General features: G+C 41.4%; 16 protein-coding genes and 1 CRISPR repeat array. Of the genes, 2 read left to right on the plus strand and 14 right to left on the minus strand.

The window, feature by feature from the left end; genetic code table 11:
- Positions 1–6: 6 nt before the first annotated feature.
- Positions 7–300: direct repeats of the CRISPR family, unit length 30 nt; unit sequence GTTTCAATTCCAAAATGGTACGATTTAAAG.
- 204 nt (positions 301–504) lie between these two features.
- The 4 genes from cas2 to K339_RS0122635 are packed head-to-tail and all read right to left on the minus strand — an operon-like array spanning position 505 to position 2,969.
- Positions 505–768: a CRISPR-associated endonuclease Cas2 gene (gene cas2 / locus K339_RS0122620; protein ID WP_028525640.1), complete on the minus strand. Its 264-nt coding sequence runs from the start codon at positions 766–768 to the stop codon at positions 505–507.
- Between the two features lie 40 nt (positions 769–808).
- Positions 809–1,813: a type I-B CRISPR-associated endonuclease Cas1b gene (gene cas1b, locus K339_RS0122625; RefSeq protein WP_028525641.1), complete on the minus strand. Its 1,005-nt coding sequence runs from the start codon at positions 1,811–1,813 to the stop codon at positions 809–811.
- A 20-nt stretch (positions 1,814–1,833) separates the two neighbouring features.
- Entirely contained in the window at positions 1,834–2,382 is a 549-nt protein-coding gene (gene cas4 / locus K339_RS0122630) for a CRISPR-associated protein Cas4 (RefSeq protein ID WP_028525642.1), read from the minus strand.
- Positions 2,379–2,969 carry a transposase gene (locus K339_RS0122635; RefSeq protein WP_028525643.1) on the minus strand — a complete coding sequence of 197 codons (591 nt, stop codon included), beginning with the start codon at positions 2,967–2,969 and terminating at the stop codon, positions 2,379–2,381. The genes cas4 and K339_RS0122635 overlap by 4 nt, the downstream gene beginning before the upstream one ends.
- A gap of 31 nt (positions 2,970–3,000) precedes the next feature.
- On the opposite strand from K339_RS0122635, the gene K339_RS0122640 reads away from it, so the two are divergent.
- A complete protein-coding gene (locus K339_RS0122640; protein ID WP_028525644.1) occupies positions 3,001–3,189 on the plus strand; it encodes a hypothetical protein in 189 nt (62 codons plus the stop codon).
- A gap of 192 nt (positions 3,190–3,381) precedes the next feature.
- Here the strand turns inward: K339_RS0122640 and K339_RS0122645 are convergent, their stop codons facing one another.
- The 4 genes from K339_RS0122645 to K339_RS0122660 are packed head-to-tail and all read right to left on the minus strand — an operon-like array spanning position 3,382 to position 9,441.
- The gene (locus K339_RS0122645) at positions 3,382–5,667 is read right to left on the minus strand and encodes a CRISPR-associated helicase/endonuclease Cas3 (RefSeq protein WP_028525645.1); all 2,286 of its coding nucleotides are present in this window, start codon (positions 5,665–5,667) and stop codon (positions 3,382–3,384) included.
- Positions 5,657–6,361: a CRISPR-associated protein Cas5 gene (cas5, locus tag K339_RS0122650; RefSeq protein WP_028525646.1), complete on the minus strand. Its 705-nt coding sequence runs from the start codon at positions 6,359–6,361 to the stop codon at positions 5,657–5,659. The genes K339_RS0122645 and cas5 overlap by 11 nt, the downstream gene beginning before the upstream one ends.
- Entirely contained in the window at positions 6,358–7,431 is a 1,074-nt protein-coding gene (gene cas7i / locus K339_RS0122655; protein WP_028525647.1) for a type I-B CRISPR-associated protein Cas7/Cst2/DevR, read from the minus strand. Before cas7i ends, cas5 begins: the two co-directional genes overlap by 4 nt.
- A 12-nt stretch (positions 7,432–7,443) precedes the next feature.
- A complete protein-coding gene (locus K339_RS0122660) occupies positions 7,444–9,441 on the minus strand; it encodes a hypothetical protein (RefSeq protein ID WP_157607709.1) in 1,998 nt (665 codons plus the stop codon).
- A gap of 434 nt (positions 9,442–9,875) precedes the next feature.
- Between K339_RS0122660 and K339_RS0122665 the strand changes: the two genes are divergently transcribed.
- Positions 9,876–10,250, plus strand: a complete 375-nt coding sequence (locus K339_RS0122665; protein ID WP_028525649.1) for a hypothetical protein — start codon at positions 9,876–9,878, stop codon at positions 10,248–10,250.
- A 164-nt stretch (positions 10,251–10,414) separates the two neighbouring features.
- On the opposite strand, the gene cas6 is transcribed toward K339_RS0122665, so the two are convergent.
- The 6 genes from cas6 to K339_RS0122695 all read right to left on the minus strand — a co-directional run bounded on the left by cas6 (position 10,415) and on the right by K339_RS0122695 (position 19,162).
- Positions 10,415–11,218: a CRISPR-associated endoribonuclease Cas6 gene (gene cas6, locus K339_RS0122670; RefSeq protein WP_028525650.1), complete on the minus strand. Its 804-nt coding sequence runs from the start codon at positions 11,216–11,218 to the stop codon at positions 10,415–10,417.
- A gap of 258 nt (positions 11,219–11,476) precedes the next feature.
- Complete coding sequence (locus K339_RS0122675) at positions 11,477–11,947, minus strand: hypothetical protein (RefSeq protein WP_028525651.1); 471 nt, start codon at positions 11,945–11,947, stop codon at positions 11,477–11,479.
- 51 nt (positions 11,948–11,998) lie between these two features.
- Positions 11,999–13,093, minus strand: coding sequence for an AEC family transporter (locus K339_RS0122680; RefSeq protein WP_028525652.1), 1,095 nt, complete (start codon positions 13,091–13,093; stop codon positions 11,999–12,001).
- Between the two features lie 74 nt (positions 13,094–13,167).
- The gene (locus K339_RS0122685) at positions 13,168–14,349 is read right to left on the minus strand and encodes a pyridoxal phosphate-dependent aminotransferase (RefSeq protein ID WP_028525653.1); all 1,182 of its coding nucleotides are present in this window, start codon (positions 14,347–14,349) and stop codon (positions 13,168–13,170) included.
- 147 nt (positions 14,350–14,496) lie between these two features.
- Complete coding sequence (locus tag K339_RS0122690) at positions 14,497–15,957, minus strand: SusD/RagB family nutrient-binding outer membrane lipoprotein (RefSeq protein WP_028525654.1); 1,461 nt, start codon at positions 15,955–15,957, stop codon at positions 14,497–14,499.
- 13 nt (positions 15,958–15,970) lie between these two features.
- Positions 15,971–19,162: a SusC/RagA family TonB-linked outer membrane protein gene (locus K339_RS0122695; RefSeq protein WP_028525655.1), complete on the minus strand. Its 3,192-nt coding sequence runs from the start codon at positions 19,160–19,162 to the stop codon at positions 15,971–15,973.
- Positions 19,163–19,331: the final 169 nt, after the last annotated feature.

Here is a 19,331-nt window from a genome sequence, read left to right on the forward strand (position 1 = left end):
CGAAAAGTTTCAATTCCAAAATGGTACGATTTAAAGGGGTACGCCCCTGCGCAAACAGGTCGTTTTGTTGCGTTTCAATTCCAAAATGGTACGATTTAAAGAAGCCACGGCGATTTCTCGCCTACGGCAGTGGCCGCTGTTTCAATTCCAAAATGGTACGATTTAAAGTTTCCGCCGTGACCCAAACCAAAAAATGCCCTTTTGAGTTTCAATTCCAAAATGGTACGATTTAAAGCACATCTGCCGCGCGCGTTACTGTAGTGCTAGTTGGTTTCAATTCCAAAATGGTACGATTTAAAGCCGTTGCAAAAACGGCTATTTTGGCTCAATTTTAAGGTTTTTTGCGGTATTTTTCAACTAAAAAATCGTCGATGGCCAATGACTCGATTTTACTAGGCCATCGACGACTGCTCATTATCAACTACTTACGTCAACGTCAAGGATATTTATAGTCAATATGTCAACGAACTTTTGGGCATTTTTGCGGCTTCGACGACTTTGTACTCAAAGAAAGTTATCAATTGAGCTTCGTTCTACCCCAATAATCTCTTTGTCAAGCCAGCGCTCGTTCCGACTCTTAAATAGGATAACGCTGTCTTGATCCTCATTCATAATCGCCCGCGCGCCCATCAACATTTCTTTCAACTTCGCTTCCGTAATTTCCCCTTCAAACACCGAATTTTGAATCCAATTCAGGTACTTGCGGCAGTGTTTCAACATCTTTGCCACCCGTTTTTCTCCAATATCATACACCAATATTACATACATAGCGCTTTTTCCCTCCCTACTGGGGAGGGACAGGGAGGGGTTACCACATCATTTTAAAAGGTTTATACACTTCCATACCCAGCAGATGCTTTTGTAGTTTGTAGCACTCTAGTTTTACTAAATGCTTATAACTCACGCTTCTACCCAACAAACGATGTTTAAATGTCTCTTTCAATCGCTCTTCAAACGCTTGTACAAATACCTTTTTTGCCCCTTCTTTCAACACGCAGCGGTTAATATCCTGCCGAAAATCGCTGGCTTGTATCTGTTTTTTGTTCAATACGGTGAAAATCGTGCGATCGACCAACATGGGTTTGAATATCTCCGACAAATCCAACGCCAACGAATACCGCCTCGCTCCAGGTTCGTGCAAAAAACTAATGGTAGGGTTGAGTTGGGTGTGGTAAATTTGGTCTAAACATACCGTGTAACACATCATATTCCCAAACGAAATCAAGGCGTTCACCTCGTTTTGAGGCGGTTGCTTACTGCGGCTTCCCATGTCAAAATCGTTGATTATTTCCCCAAATGCCCCGTAATAGGCTTGTCGGATATTGCCTTCGATGCCCATCAACTCCGCAATATTTCCCGCATCGGTGATCGACGGCGAATAACTTTCGATTTGTCCAAGCTGCTTGGCAACGTCTTTGCCACGCCCTTGGTAGTACTTGAGGTTTTTGGACATGTTAAAAGCTGCCCCTTCGACCAACGTCTTGGCTACCACCATTCGTTTTTTGTCGGAGAGATAATGGCGCGTTTGTTCTACCTGCATTTTGCCTGCCAACAAATACTCCTTTGCCATAAACGACCCCGTATAATGTTCGTAATAGTCGAAAAAATGCACCGATACGTGGTTTTTGCCCAAAAAATTGTACATCGCGCTATTGGCATCCAAACTTCCAAAACAATACAGGTTATCCACTCCTTCAATGGGAATGTAGCGCGGCTGTCCTTCGTTACCGTCCTCGTCAACGGGCACAAAACAGAGCGTGTTGTCTTTACGGCTCAAGCGGCCAGGGTTAAAGAGATAATAGCTTTTTTTCATTTTTTGTCTTCCAATGGTTGTTATTCGTCTCCCACCCAGCAAAATTCAAAATAGCTACACGCTTTACATTTTGAAATCGGCAACTTCGGCGGACATTGTTCTTGTTCGAGTACTTCCCTGATTTTTTCGATATTGGCTTCAATTCGTATCACGTCTTCTTCGCCAAGTGTCACCCGCTCGGTTTGGCGTAATTTGGGATATTCGATGACACCATGACTGACTTCCACACCATTTTTTTGCAACAAGTACAAATAAAACTGCACCTGCGCCACGTGCGCCCATTCTTTGGCCGCCGATTTTTTGGTTTCGTGGACAATCCCGCGTTTGGCGTCAAAAAAATCTATTTTGGCGGTTAGGTTAACCTCACCCGAGCCCTCTCCTTTCTGGAGAGGGAGCATTATTTCCAATTCCTCATTTTTATCAGCCCGAAAAGGATAGCTCTCCTCCCCTATCAATTTACCTTCATACACCACCTCCGAGGTGTGTTCCATTCGGATGGCATGGTAGTGTAGCCACATTTTACGGTGGCACAACTGGTAATAGTTTAGCAATGTCGCGTTGATATTCATTGGTCAAAAAATTTGTCTTTGTTCCAGTTGGCAGGATTTGTAGTGATGTAGTTACGAATCCTATCCCAAGATGCTTCGTTCCGAATGATATTGTCCCAAAAACGTTCTTGCCAACCAAAATCCCGCTGTGGAAAGGTTTCACGGATGTGTTTGGTACAGGCCGATTTAAACGACCGAATCACGGTTGGTATCGACCCTGCATCGGGCGAAATCGCCTGATAAAATGCGGGGGTATTGGTCGGTGGTAGAGACGTTGCATGCAACGTCTCTACGTCGTCGTCATCATTGTCACCCCGATTTTGTTCCCGCAACGATTTATCCAATACCAAAATCCCGTGGATATGATTAGGCATTACCACGAAGTCCCCCAACGCAATGTGTGGAAAATGCGCAGGTATGTCGTACCAACACCCCTGCACAATTGCCCCCATGGTCGATAATTTCATTTTTCCATTGACACATTCGCCAAAGAAATGTGCACGGTCTTTGGTACAAATGGTAATAAAATAGGCCCCTTCCGACCCATAATCCCAGCCTTTTAACCGTGCCGATTCGATACGGTATTTGTTGTTGAATAATTCTGCCATAGCCGTCGTCTATTGTTAGGAGATTTATCAAATGGCACGTTTGAAAAACAAAATGTTTCGCCAAACGGCCTATCACCAGTTAGACGGCCAATCAAATAATTTGTCATTTGTAGATACGTTGCATGCAACGTATCTACAGCAATCGACCCAATATTTGGCCAAAAATATCACAGGTTTTGGCCATGATACATTGTTGTTCAAAACCCTGTTTCAAAAATAATTCCGCATTGTTATCCCCGTTCCATGATTATTAATGAATGTAGATACGTTGCATGCAACGTATCTACATTCATACCGTATCTGGCCATTATACGTCGCAGAATGCGCCGATTTTTTATACAACCCAATTGTGTAAAACATGATTAAACCTGTTTTTCGTAGTCGAAAAAATCAATCATAAACAATCTTCGATTTACAGAAACTGTCCATTACTATCAAGTTTTTTTTTATAGCCAAACCCATCTTCATATTCCAAATCATCAGCAATAAGAATATTATACTTCTCACTTTTATCCTTATAAGTTTTTTTCTCTGAAATGACCCTCTGAATATCTTCACTCTCCCAAAAATAGATTTGAACAAACAGTTGATAGGCGTCAATATTTTGACCATTTTCTAGTAGCATAACATATTCACTAAAACAATTCCCACACAATACATCAATCTTTGACTTACTCTTTTCCAATAGGCCTTCAATCCAATTTTCCCAATGTCCAGCAATAAGTCTCTCATTGAAATTGTTTATTATATCATTTCTGTAACCTGAATCAAAATCTTCTCTATCAGTATTATCTGAATATCCGTCTATATAAACAATATTACAAACATCAATTAAATCACCTTCTGTTAACTCTTTACTATCTAGCCTTGATAGCTCTCTGAAAGTATCTTCACAGACTTTTTTATTATATATTTTTTCAATATTACCCATTGAGTTTTCAAAAATATATACCTCTGCACATTGAGGCATTTTCCCAGCTCGATTGACTCTCCCTAATCTTTGAATCAAAGCATCAATTGGGGCGTTTTCAATGAATGCCACTTCATAATCAATATCCAAACTCACTTCTACTGCTTGTGTGGCTATCAACAGTTTAGGTCGTTTCTCTTTATTTGAATTAGTAATCTTTCCTTCATTTACTTTTCTATCTTTCCTATGCAATCCCCCATGAAGTAAAACTGGGCTATATTCTTTAAAATACGTATAAATTTCTTGACAACTAGCTACATTATTTACAATTATTAAAACTAACTTTCCTGATTCAATAGCTTGCTCAATCAATTCATAATTATCTCTTATTTGTCTTTTCGATATACAAATTAGTCTATGCCTTTTCCTTCCCAAAATCTCGGCATCAGAAGCCACGATAGGATTGGGTCTCTTAATAACACTTTTATTTCCTTCAAAACAATTATCTATCAATTTATCAAGAATAAATTCAGGAATTGTAGCCGACATAAACATAATTTTAGCGTCAAAACTCTTTCTCAACCAGTTTACAGTTGCCATCATCATTCCCGTAATAAGTGGATCATAAGTATGAAATTCATCAAAAACAAAAAGAGCATTTTGATAATCGAACAAAGCCATATCCCATCCTTTACCCATAAGCGCATTTTTCAAAATCTGATGAAGGGTTGTTACCTTTATAGGATAGAATAGTTCTTTGGAAAAACTTTTTTTGTTTTTAGCTTTCTCTTCTCGCTCAACGTAGTTTAATGTCTCTTCTTCGGCCTCGTCATAAAAAAAGTCTAAAGATTTTGAATGTAGCGCCGTTACCAAGTTACTATCATCCCCATAAATCTGTTTTAATCTGACTACCATCGCATTGATACTGGCAGTATAGGGTAAAGTATAAAAAATACGGGCATTAGGAGTTTGGTTAGCATAAATCCAGCTCAAAGCGGCCTCTGTTTTTCCCGACCCAGTAGGCGCATGAAGTATCACATCGCCCTTCAATGTTTGTAAATCAGTTTGGAATTTACGAAATGGGAAAAATACCCCATCCTTCGTCGGTTGAAAATCTGCTATTTTCAATAGGCGTGGTGTAGGAATTTCATTTTGAATTTGAGCCGAACCAATATGGTCAGCAGCAATCAAAAGCCCTCGTGTTTTGGCTAACTCCCATCTTTGAGTTTTATCAAACTCGCTACCTTGAGAATTTTTTTTCAAAATTCGTTGCCATCTTTTGGAGATTGGCACTTCTATATCATCCCCTTGTTTTAGTTTTAGTTTTAGCGAATTTTCATCCAACCAATCAATCAAGAACATCTTTGTTAGTATTGCTTTATCCAGTTCAACTAGCTGTTCAAAATGTTCTTTTAACTGTTCTTTTTGTAACCTTTTTTTATCTGTCTCAACTACCCCTGTACTAACACCTCTATGGTGTGTAGCTATCGCAAACAGCTCATCTTCACCCAATTCTAAATAATTCAAGCAATACCAAAGCGAAAATATTTCATGCCTAATTGCGAGCTCATTTTTTCCAAATAAAGAGGCTTGAAACATTTGATGTGCTTTCCCCAAATCATGTAAAACCGCAACTCGTTCAATTTTATCAAGCCATTTCTTTTTCTCATCTTCGGTCAACGATAATGTTTCAACCAACTTACGCCCCGCAAAGAGCACATCATTAGTATGTTCTTTCAAAGTAAGCCCGTTACTTTTTGCTATGTATTTTGAAAAATCAGTTGGCATTACTAAAAGTATGTAAATAAAACCCCTTTACTTGATAATCAGCCCCTTGCTCCCCAGAAACTTCAAAAATTTGACTGATTTTGACTTTTGAAATACTATCTGGAGGAATCGCTAAAAACATCCTTACAGCTGTAGCTAATCTGCCTTGCCCAACGCTATCCCCTTCTTCAAAAGCTTCAGCTAACCGTACTAACTGCCCCCCAACTTTGAGCGAGGCTTCAAAGGGGATCATTGTCCCTGCAATCGTTGTTTCTGAAACTTGAATAGCTTCTATAATTGATACCTCAACTATTTTCATAATATCCTGCGAACGTCCAAGTGAAGGTGTCCCTACGGGATTACGAAAAAAATCTTCCCAGTCTAATCTATTCAACCAAATAGTTAGCCTCGGTATGGCATGAAACTCACGTGTATGTGCATCTGTACCTTTAGCATGACTTTTTACTTTTTTTCCATCATATTCAAGTCTCTGGCGAGTTTCTATATCCTCGTTTGTACTATCGAATTCGTATCTAAAACCAATTTTCAACTCGTGAGATTGCACTAACCTTCCTAAGCAACAACCAACCAAACCTAACAATAAGGAATAAGTTGGCACTGGCAAACAAAGGGCATTACCAGACAAAACGAAAGGTAAGCGAGGGGTAGCAGTCCACCCCTCTAACTTAATTTGAAGCAAATTCTGTATCATCATTTCAAATAAGTTTCATTGAATGTTTTAACTACTCCCACAGGAGAATCTATCACAAAACCCTCTTTCAATTTTTCTTTTATTTCAGTTTCGTTTTGCAAATAACCTGTTCTAATACCAATGAAAATAGGTGTTGCCAACCTGTCTTTGTAATCCTTTTGAATTTCCAAAAGTGTATCAACATTGAGTTGAGGCTTTTCACCAGTACCAACGAAAATATTATTAAAAACAGGATTTGCCGACTGCATACCTGCCAAAATCAATACTTTGGGTGAAACGTCTGAGCCAAAAGCAGCTTGTTTAGCACCACCTCGCAAAAATGCCAAGCCTTTTAATAAGCCAGATGCATTTTTATTTTTGATTTTTACCGCCTCTTTTAACGTATATCTTGGAAAAGTTTTTGAACCATAAGGAATTTGGGCCACATCAAATTTATCGTGATGTTTTTCAACTAATTCCTGCGAAAGTTCTTTACGACTTGCAGTATTGTCATAAACCCCCAAGCGATAGTATTCTAAGTTGAAGAAACCTTCTAAATGAGTCGAATAGAATTGCGTCGAGTAAGGCAGTGGTGTACCTTCTTTTAAGTGAACGAATGCTTCATCAGTATTAATAGTACGCATATTTTTGATTCCTTTCAGAATTGATGATTTAAAAGGCGATGTACGTTGAATACTTTCGTCATCTTTGCCACCGCTCTTCATGTAGCCAAATAAATCATCCTCAGGAAACTCAACAGGGTTTAGCTCAGTAGCTATTTTAGCAGTATTACTTTTTTTCTCTTTTTCTTCGCCACTTTCTTTTGCTTTTTCCTTTTTCGCTTTTTCAGATTCAATGGCACGAAGTTCGCTCGGCAACCATCCGTTTTCCTCATTTGAAGTATTTCTTAACCACCTTCTCCAAGATTGAGCCGACACATAAGGTACCTTCTCAGATTTTCCATTTACTTTTTCAAAAAAAGTTTTGATAGCTACTTCATTCTTGTTCTCGCCAGTTTCAAGACCTGCACCATTCAAAAAAGCGGCGGTAGCATCTATCAACAATGCTCCAGTGATGTTTTTTAATTCTGCCATTTTTACATTTATTTAAGGTATTAATTCGGTTTCTTCCAATACATCTTCAAAGTCTTCATCAATTTCATTAGATTGATATTCGTTCAGCTCGGTTAATTTTAAAAGACTGAATTTGATAGCAAAACGAGCAAAATTTAACCTTCTTTCTCCTGATGGATTGGACATCAACTCATCCAATTCAAAGACTGCTATATTTTCTTGTGGGTACTCATTGTAATATTTTTCTCTTTCTTGAAGAGTATTTCCAAGCCAACTTTTGAATTTCCTATTATCATTCGGAATACTTTTGACTAGCATTCTAAATTTGGCGTTAGAGTACTTTTCAGTATAATATTTTTTGTACGCTTCTGCAAAGTCAGTAAATGGATTTTCTTCTATCCCATTCTCATCTCCAAATGTTATTTGCCTTTGGCTCGGCTGATTAAAGAATATTCTCAGTAGTTCATTTAAGCCTATCCGTATAGAATTCCAGTTTTCGTCATACAAATAGGTTAAAACACTTTTCATGGAAACCGTTTTGGCTTGCCTCAATAATATTTCTACAAATGTTACTTGGGCATAATATTGTTGATTTTTGAGCCAATTGATGGTTTTTTCTTTGTTTTTATCAATCTGCACCAAACCTATCAACCATTCACAAGCATTTTCAACTTGAGTTTTTTGACATTGAATAAGAGTTGGTAATTCATTTCTAAACTCCTTTTTCCAATAATAGAAATGTATAAGTTTATGGAATGAATAAAATGTATTCTTGATAGGAAAAGAATCTGGGTTGTCAATAATCTGCAAATGATGCTCCAAAGACCATTTACCTTCTTGGGTCGCCTTTATTAAAGCTTTGTAAATTTCCACTCGGTAATTATCGTCTTTATAAGCATCTAAACTACTATCAATGAGTTTAGCAAAGTTTTTTTCCTTTTCAACATAAATATTAAGTAAAAAGGCAATGTATTTGGCGTAATCTAAGTTTATTTTTTTTCCTATTAACTCGTAGTATTTTTCTAAAAATTTCGATTCTATAAGATTTTTATCTTTATCAATCGGAATATAAAGCCCCCACCAATCGTTATTAGTTTCAAGCGATTCAAGAAATGAGTTTGTAAGCTTAGGATTATTGAGGATGTAACCAAGCCTTTTTGATGTATAGCCATCTTTTTTGAATGCTAATAATTTTCTGATAAGTCGATTCGGTACTCTGTCAATTTCACAACTTGCACCTGTACCCGAATTAGAAAAACTCCACAGATTTATATCAGTATATTCATCATCATAATCTTCTTTGTCATCTAAAATTGAAAGAGCTTGAAGAATGTAATTTCCTTTTGCATAGTCTTTGTAATTTTCGATTTGTTGAGAAACACTCACACTTTCTGCTCTGCTCTTGATTTCATCTACAAATTTGGCAACCATCAGCTTCGCAAACTCAAAATTGGAGGAGTCCACCAAAAGAACCCCTCCTTTGAAAATCACTGCGGACAATGGCAAAAACTGCATTACTACAACCCAAATTGGATGTATTTGTATCGCTCGCCTAGCTTGTGGTAAAGCTTGAGCATCAGAGCCCAATCCACCAATCAATGGAAACCAGCAACGATTAATAGTTTTATCTTTCCCTATAATTTTATCAGCAGGGTAACCTATTTTTTGGAGCGTTTCGGCATAGTAAGTTTCAAATTTTTTATGGAATCGCATACCTGATAATTCACAGATATTTTCGCCTTCATCTTCAAAGCCATCAATGATACTTTCCATTAAAGTTTTATATATCCGTTCGCCAAACTCTTTATCGTTGTGTAAAGGACCATTCTTTGTAAAAAGCATTGTATAGTTCTTTAATCGTTTATTGAGCTGCATCAACGATTGATGCCCCTTCTTATAAGGATCTTGAAAGAGTTTTTTGAGTTTTTCAACATTCAACTCAGTAATATTGCAACTACCTAATCCCTCTAGCGTATAAAGAGCATTATCAAGAAAGGAATTACCTGTATAGGTTTCAAATATTTTTTTCATCGTCCAAAAATCTAAGTTCATTGCATATTTCACAGAAAATCAATGTGTTACAGTCACATTTACAATGCTTGCAAATGTAGGGTTTATTAATAAGAATGTCATGTTTGGGTCGCTGCATGTCTTTTAGAAATTAAATTATGGAACAAACTTAATAAAATTTCCAATGCTATGTTTATTTAAGTTTATATTTTTTTAGGCGACTTCAAATCAATATTTTTGTATGCCAACGCAAGGCAGATTATTTCCACAGTTGAATGTTAGTTTGTTCAACATTTATTTCAATCGTACCACCCAGGAATTGAAACATGCTTTGTTCTTTTAAGCAAAAACAAATTTCAATCGTACCATTTCAAGGATTTCACGTAGCTACCTCATTTTAAAGGTAGCTACATTTTATCTTCTTGACCCCAAAACTTATCAAACGGTAAACCCTCATGCTCCAAACCCATTATTTCTTTATCGACGAATGTGGCGACCCAGAGTTTTATGGGAAACGAAAAAAATTGTTGGTCGGGACGGAAGGCTTCCAGCCTTTGCTTATTTTGGGTATGGTCGAAACACCAAACCGTTTCAACCGTAAGCACAAGAATAACTCCTCCAAATTTTATCTCGAATTAAGTATCGTAGATTACTTTCTGTGGGCTTTACAGCGTTATTTATTAAAGGGAGAAATCCGCTTCTGGCAAAGCATAGAACCTTTAGCAGGTAAAATTGTCGATTTATACGGAGAAGGCCCAAGAGTATATGACGGTGAGAGTGAGACTCACTTACTGAGGCTCGATAAATTAAAACCGCCTTTAAATTTGTGAGGACACAAAAAAACTGATACATCTCTTCGCCCCCGTACCAGTACTGGCAACCCCCATCAGGAGATGAGTTGTGTAAGCGACCAAACGCATCAGTCAACCGCAAATATACTAGATTTCTCATCGTCAAAACGTATTAGTGTCGAAACTTTTTCATTGATAAAACCTCATTCTACCACCTCCACACACCCACACCCCATCGAACAATACTTCCCAAATCCACCCAAATAGCCTACTTCAATGAGTTCGGGCGGGGCTGTCAGGGCAAACGTAAAATTGTGATAACCAATTACTTTTGTTTGCTCCTTCTCTTTGCCTTCTTTGGCCAGAAATCCTCGTTTTTTTATCCGTTCGGGGTCGCTTAGTAACTCAAACTTGACCAGTCGCTCGGCAATCGTTGCGTCCATTTCCATGGAAGGTTGCACCGAACGCAGTTTATCGACCAAATTCACCGCAAAAAATCGCCCAAAATCGGCGTCCGTTGGGGTCAAGTATTGATCCAAATCGTCCACTTTTTGGGCTACAACCATCGGCGACAGCGTACGAAATGTCATTGAGCTCTGTAACGCAGGCAAGGGGGCTGTCTCCACGCGTTCTACCACAAAATTGGCCCTACATTCCCGATTATAAATGCTCAGTTGCTGCTGTTGAAACAGCCCAACGATAAAATTTTCCGCCGCTTTGTCCACATAAAACGAGATATACAGCGTCAAAACTCCCGAACGCAGCACCATATACGTATCTCCTTTCTTGATGGGTTCGATGCTTGGTATTTGCAAAGCCGAAAAAGTAAAGTGCTTAAACGCCTTACGACTCTCGGGCACTTGGTAGCCTCGTTCGTGCAGAAAACCCGCATACGCAGCGTCGGCATTGGCCAAGCGACCATAAATCCACGCTTGCAGGGGATATTGATAGTTGAACACTAAACGCTGACGGTCTCGAACGGGGGCTAACGTGAGTTTGAATCGCATGAATTATGTCATTTTGAACGCTAATTTATGCCATAAGTTAGTTTAACGAGAACTTTACTTATGTTTTACTAAAAAAATAAAAAAACAACGCCGAGACGAGTGCCTCGGCGTTGTCAGTTCAATCATTGATTATTCAAACCCACCAATAATCTTTAAGTGGTATAGTCCATGGTCGATAGACGATAGTCCAGCGTGTTTACGTTACTCCAGCCCATATTATAGACTGTGAACTAAAGTCTGTCAACTATTGACCAACAACTAATTCGCTTGGAGACGCGCTAGTTTTGTGAACGCTTGCTCCTTGTATTTTCCAGTCAGTGTTAGTGATACAGTGTTTCCAGATTTAGGGGCCGACAATCCAAATTCAGCCCACGTTTTTGTAATCGTTGCGCGGCCTTTGGCGTCGGTTGTCACGTCGGCAATTTTTGTACCCGTACGCGTCGTTAGTGCCAAACTCAACCCCGTAAGAGGAATAGAGTCAATGCCCTTCTTGTAATCCAATATATTGGTTTTGTCCAATTCAAAAATCCGAACGCTAATCGTCGCTTGCGTACTTGTCGCTTTTGACGTCACGGTAGGTTCAGTTGTAAAACCTCCACCATCGCCCACGGCATTGTCAAACACTAGCAATACAGGCGAAACAACTCTGTCCACAAAGGGGTCTTCTACTTTGCAAGATGCTGCTGCCAAGGCCGTAGCCACAAATAAGAATATTTTCAAAGTTTTCATTGGTTCATCAGTTTTGTTGAAACATTCATTGTAACAAGTGTTCGTCGTTTTTTATGCTTTCGACAAACGAACGGTTTTGCGTCCCAAAAAGGTTGGAACAAAACCCACTAGCATCAAAACAATTCCCGAAATGGCAATGGTACTGGTATGGGCAAAAAACGTTCCCGTTGACAAGATTCCTAAAATAAGTAAAGTAGAAAAAGGCAACGAAAAGGCCATGACCAACACCGCTAACTCGGCATTGAACGTGCGGCGTTCTTTGGGAATCTCTAGGGCTTCTTCGCGTGAGTTAAAAGCTGAGATGTGCGCAAATGGCCAAAAACTTGCCGAACTCAACGGGATCACCGTCGCCAACAAAATCATCGTTGGGTCATGAATGCCCAGCAGCGTAATAATAGCGGCGCTAAAAAGCATCGTTAGCCCTGCACGAAATACCAACAACGAAGCAATAAGTCTTTTTTTACGTTGTTTTAGTTGAACAGCTACCCCAATAAAAATCAACACCAACGGCGTCATCATCGCGCTTGTTTTGTCAAATACCTCCTGAACAATCATCGGAAGTGCTTTAAAATTTAAGCCTAAGCTCAACAAAACCGCCGCCGAAATAATGATGATGTTGATTGGCTCTTGAACGAGGTTCATCAAAAGACTTTTGATTTTTTCGCCCATTTTGGTTTCCTCCGATTTGGTGTTTTTGAGGAACATGTTCATGGCGATAACGTACAAGAAAATCAACACAAAAAATTTGTTTCCTACGTCGCCAAGGGCAGCCATCGCGACACTTTTTTCACCCAAAAATTCGGCAATAAACGGAAAGCACGACAAGCCTGGCGCCAACGATGGCAACAACATCACCAACGTACGTCCCATTGAACTGTCTTTTTCGATGCCAAAAAAAGGAAAGGCCAACGGCGCCGTGAAATACATAAAAAAGTTAAACAACAACGTCAACGCAGGAACCACAATCAGCTTTGCATCCACGTCGATTTTCATCAAAGCAATAAAAATCGTGGCAGGAAGCGCCACCGAAAGCACCATTTCCTTGATTCCGTTGGTTTGTTCTTTGTTCTTAAACTTAGAACGTAATATAAGACCTAACCCAATCAAAGCCAGAAGGGTTATGGCTTTTTGTAAAGCTTCACTCATAAGTAAATGTGGAAAAGTAGCAAATCTTGGGCGTAGGTAGGTTTGCTACCTACGCCACTGACTTTGATTTAAAATTAGCTTATCGCCTCAAGGGTACTTACAAACTGCTTGATTTCGTCCATCGTACCCATACTTACGCGGCACCAAGGTTTACCCTGAATTTCGTATCCGCGTACCATAATGCCTTTGGCCATCATTTTTTGGAGCAATTCTTTGGTCGGAATATTGATGGGGAAAATCACGAAGTTGGTGTATGAAGGCACGTATTTGTACCCCAAACGATCCAAGTTTTTGCAAAGATACATCTTCACTTCGTGGTTCAGTTTACGCGTTGTGTCTTGGAACTCCGCATCGTCCATACTTGCCACCGCAGCGGCAATCGACGTTTGGGTGATTCCCATACCACCACGGGTGATTTTCTGAATTTTATCCAACGTGGCAGGGAGCGCCGCTACGTATCCAACGCGCAAACCTGCCATACCCATAATTTTTGAGAAAGTACGGGCGATGATGACATTTTTCTTTTGTGCCAACAACGACACCATACTCTGAGTATCAGCACCTACGGCCAATTCGAGGTAGGCTTCGTCCACGAAAATGGGTACTTTTTCAGAAACACGTGAGCAGAAATCCAACAACTCTTTGCCCGACGTGATGCTACCCATTGGGTTGTTAGGATTACAAATATAGACAAGCTTTGTGTCCTTGTCGATGGCTGCTTCCATTGCTTTCAAGTCGTGCGACCAGTCACCTTTACACGGAACAGCCTTCCAGGTAGCTCCCGTAGCCTCGGCTACTTTCACCAATGACATATAAGTTGGGTCAGCCGAAACTACATTTCCACCTTTTTGGAAAAGTACGATGGCCACTTTCTCCAACAAATCCGACGAGCCAGGGCCCATCATGATGTGGTCAGGAGTAACGCCTTCTTTTTTAGCGATTTTTCCAACAAGGTTTTCTAACTCTTTCCACGAATAACGGCTTCCTGTAGCTACTGCATCTGCCACGGCCTTGCGGGCGCTCATCGGAGGGCCATAAGGGTTTTCGTTGGCATTGATGCGCACAAGAGTTGGGGGCGTTTTTGGCGGGTTTTCCAACACCGTTTCTCTGAGTAAAGGGCTATGAAATATATTACCGTTAGTGTCTATACGTGAAGGTACATTTGCGAAGGCACCTACTGCAGGCGCAGCGGCCATTCCTCCTAAGGTCATCAAACCTGATTTAAGTAAACTGCGGCGGTTGATAATCTGTGTCATGTGTTTGTGAGTTTTTTTGAATTGGCGGTTTAGCTTGTGGCTTTTGTTGGTATTTTGTTATGGTGACTCTAAGTTAACTATTTTATTCACAACTACATAGCAAAATTCAAATTATGTATTTCTGTGAATAAAAATTTAACATTGGGATTATTTTTCAGACCACCAAAGCTTGGTTTTCATGTTATCGGCACCGCCGTTGAGGGCAATCCCCTTGTCCAAACTAGCTTTGTTGAGTGAATATTCGGTACTTGGGTACGGCAAACGGGTTGGCAACACACCATCGTTTTCAAAAACAGCCCGTGGATCTTTGGCAGGTAGCACAGGGAAACCTGTTCTGCGGTATTCGGTCCAAGCCTCTACACCTACTCCGTAAAGTGCTATCCATTTTTGATCAAGTACTTTTTCGCGCGTTACGGCCCCTACTTTGGTAAAATAATCGGCAGGTACTTTCAAACCATATTGGTCAAAAGAAGCCGTAATCCCATTTTCGAAGTATGTTTTAGCATCACCCGTAATATCCCCATCAATGGCTGCTTCGGCCAAAATCAAGTTCAATTCTGAAAGGGTCATAATCACACTTGGCGTTTCGGGGCGGGTGAAGTAATTGCCAATCGTTGAGCTCGACGACAAGTAAGTCGTTGCAATCGCATCGGGCAAGCCGTTGGGGTGTCCTACGTATTTTCCAGCTACTGGATTCGCATAAATCGTGATGCGGGTATCGCCCAAAGCGTTGAGCTTGTCGGCCAAAGTACTGCTGATATTCCAGTCAGTACGGCTACCGCGTACCATCACTTCGTGCCATTCGTTGTTGCTCGGAAGTGTTGCCGTATTTTTGATCAAGGCATTGTCGTCGTTGCTCGTAAAAATGGGGTATTTTGTAGCATCACCCAAAATCTCTCTCATAATCGCCCGTGACTCCGCCGACTTCTTAGCCGCCTGACGATTGGCCAAACGCAAACGCAATGAATTGGCAAACTTCTTCCATTTCAGGATGTTACCTCCGTAAATAATATCTCCTTGAACGCCTGGGCCACCTACCACGAGTTTTTCGTTGGCAATTTTTAGGTCGTTCAACAATCCTTCATAGATTTTGTCTTGTGAATCATACGCAGGGGTGTAGCTAGGCGACTCGGCCGTCCCTTTTAAGGCTTCCGAATACGGAATTGCGCCCCAAAGATCAGTCGTCACCGAAAACAACCACGAACGCATTACCAAAGCCACGCCTTCATAATTGGTGTTTGGCGCTTTGCCCGTTGGTGAGCTATCGACAATAATTCGTTGGAAATTCAACAAGCCATCGTTAAAGAAAGACGCCCAGTTGTTGTTGTAAAATGCGGGTGAAAGTCCGTAGTTGTCACCTTCGTTTGAGTAAATATTTCGGGTAAAATACTGCATCCAAAGCATCATTCCGTCGATATTCAAGCGCTCAAAACGCGTGCTTCCTCCCCAGAATCTATCCACCGATTTTTCCATGGCGTAGGGCAGCAAATACTGCGGACCAATGGCCGTTGGGTTGTTGGGGTCGATGTTCATTTTGTCGAACTCTTTGGTACAAGAAGCCCCCAAAAGAGCCGCCAACGTCAGCGAAAGTAATGTATATTTTTTCATAGAGATAAGTCGTTTAGAATCCGAGAGATACGTTAAAACCAACACTACGAGAGTTTGGCAACTCGCCGTACGCAAACCCTTGGCGGTTTCCACCGAAACGGTCCACTTCTGGGTCGATGTGTGGTGTATTCTTGAACAAAATCGCAAGGTTACGTCCAACTATTGACACCTTGGCCGAGCGAATGAAAGAGCGTTTCAAGATGGCCTCAGGCACTGAATAACCGAAAGACATCTCGCGAAGTTTGACGTAACTTCCGTCATAAATAACGGCTTCATGATAACGACGTGGATTGTTGTAGCCGTATAATTGATTGGCCGCCACAATGATGTCGTTTGGTGCATATACCGACGAGCCATCTGCATTGGTGCTTACCACTTTTACCCCTTTACCGATGATACCTTCTTCCCGACCAATGGCCGTTTCTTCGTACTGGCCTGTCCAACGTGCCGTTCCTGTACCTTCATCGAAGAAATCACCACCAACGCGTACGTCAATCAAAGCAGCCAAAGAGAAGCTCTTGTAAGTGAAGGTGTTAGAAAAACCACCCGTCCAGTCAGGCTGGATATTTCCGAGCAAACGTGGTGTGGTTGAAACCACTGGCAAACCGTCTTTGTAGATAATTTGACCGTCAGGGGCTTTTTCAAAACCAATGCCGTACAAGGAGCCGTAAGGTTGGCCAACGCGTGCTTCCGAGGTCAAACCACGCTGGGTGTGTAGCGTGTAAGTAGTTAAGCCTTCAGCAAGTGCAATTACTTTGTTGCGGTTGCGGGCAAAGTTAAAGCTCACATCCCAAGTAAACCCGTTTACGGCTTTCAAAGGTGTACCTGACAACACAACTTCAAGTCCTTTGTTGACAATTTCTCCCGCGTTTAAGATGCGACTATTGTAACCCGATGCTTTAGAGATTTCTACGCCAAGAATCTGGTTTTTAGACGATTGATTGTAATACGTTACGTCCAAACCTAACTTACCACGAAGGAAACGCAAGTCTAAACCTAACTCAATTCCCGTCGTGATTTCGGGTTTAAGGCTAGAATTAGAGATGGTGGTGTTTTCATAATATTCTGGTGTGCTACCATTCCAAGCACTGGCCGAGCGGAATGTTTGGGCCAATTGATATGGAGAAGCATCGTTCCCAACTTGTGCCCAGCTGGCGCGCACTTTACCAAAAGTCAAAATAGAACTTTGAAGATCCAATAAGTCTGTTACTACTGCACTTGCCGAAACCGATGGATAGAAGTACGAACGTGCATTAGAAGGCAAAGTACTAGACCAGTCGTTGCGCGCCGTAAAATCCAAGAACAAGGCGTTTTTCCAACCTACTTGTGCCGTTCCAAACACACTTTGCATTTCAGTTTTTTCGATGCGGCTCGATACGGTGTTCAAACTTGTTACGGAGTTTGACAAGTTATAAAGGCCATCTACCACCAACTCCCCAACTTGCGTGAAGTTACGTTTGAAATAATTGGTACGCTTGATGGCTCCCGCTTGAGCGCTTACCGAAATGTTGTTGGTTACGTTTCTATTGAACGACAAAATGATGTCGCTGTTGGTTTCTTGGGCGCGTTGTACATCTTCCGAATATTGTCCAGGCGTACGGTTTCCGTTACGAACGCGGTCGAAGTTGATGACGTTGATGCGCGTATCCGACCAATAGTCCGTTCCCGAACGAGCTAACACACTAAACGAAGGTGAGATTTTGTAGTTCAAGGCAATGTTACCTACCAAACGGTCTTTCTCATTAGACGAAGGCAAGTAGTCTTGCGTGTAGAATGGGTTGGTAAAAAACGTGTGCTGCCAGTTTGGTGGATCATTGTCTGGAAGGCGACCAGCCACTTTGCGTTGAATGTGAATTGAATTGTAATCAGCATAGTTTTTCAACATCGACCAGTCGGTGTGGCGGTGCGCCCAAATAAACTGCTGACCTTCTTGGAAAGAACGGTTGTCGGAGCCACTTTTTACGTACTCAGCTGATACTGTTGCGCTTAACTTTGAAGTAAAATTATAATTGGTATTCAACTTAAAGTTATTACGCCAAAAGTCGTTGTTGTACATAATCCCTTTTTGGTCCATCCGCCCCATCGACAAGCGGAAACTTCCTTTGTCGTTTCCTGCCGAAAGGGCTACGTTGTTGGTCGTAGTAGCGCCCGTTTCCCAGTATCCTTCCCAGTTGTTGGGCTGAGGCGTAAGCGGTGCCACATCAGCCCCCGTGTACCAATGACGAACCAAACGGCCATCCAAAGGAGCACCCCAGCTTTCGTCCGTCCCTTCTGTTCCAGTCAGAGGCGCATTAGGGCCGTAGGCAGCGCGGTATTGTTGGATTTCGGTGGGATCAGTAATTGTACCCGACCAACCATCGTTATACCAAGTACGGTATCCGTTTCCTCCACCGTACATGTTTTGAAACTTTGGTTTGACCAATGGGCGCTCAAAAGTTGTATTGTGGTTAAACTCAATACCAATTCCTTTGGTACCTGCACCATTTTTGGTTGTAATCAAAATAACCCCGTTGGCCGCGCGTGAACCGTACAATGCTGCCGCGTTGGGGCCTTTCAGGATACTAATGTCTTTGATGTTGTCGGGGCTAATTTCCGACAAACCACCTCCAAATTGCTTTTCACCGCTGGTCATGCGGCTAGAAGTTGATTGGTCAATGGGGACACCGTCGATAACGACGAGCGGTTGGTTGTTTCCCGAAACCGACGAACTTCCGCGAATTTGAACGGTAGAGCCACTTCCTGGGCCTCCATTGCTCGCCACCCGCACCCCTGCCACGCGCCCCGAAAGGCTATTGACAACGTTGTTGGAGCGAGACTCAGCAATTTGATTTCCTTTGACTTCTTGTACGGTGTAACCAAGGGCTTTTTTCTCTTTTTCGATACCAAAAGCCGTTACTACTACCTCCTGAAGCGCTTTAATATCGGGTTGAAGCTCAATGTTAATGCTTGAACGCCCGCCTACGGGAATTTCCTGAATTGAATAACCAATAAAACTATAGACCAAAACCGCGTTATCGTCAGGAACGCTAATTTTGTAATTTCCTTCTGCATCCGTCACAACCCCAGCTCTCGTACTTTTTACGATTACGTTCACGCCAGGCAAAGCGCCTTCGTCTTTTGAAGTAACCGTCCCTTTGACAAACCTTTGGGCATATCCAACCCACGCGATTGTCATTAATGCTGATAAAAGTAGATATTTTTTCATCTGGTAACAGTTTAGTTTTAGGTATTCGTGTGATTCCTTTCACGCATTGCACCGACTGAACAGTTGCTAATCTATACTGGCCGCATTAGCATAAACTAACCATCCGAACAGTCGGGCAAGCGTGGCCAAGCAAGAGGATTTTTCCTCCTTTATCTTTCGATTGAAAACA

Source organism: Runella limosa DSM 17973, assembly GCF_000482465.1.
In the GTDB taxonomy this organism is placed as follows: Bacteria; Bacteroidota; Bacteroidia; order Cytophagales; family Spirosomataceae; genus Runella; species Runella limosa.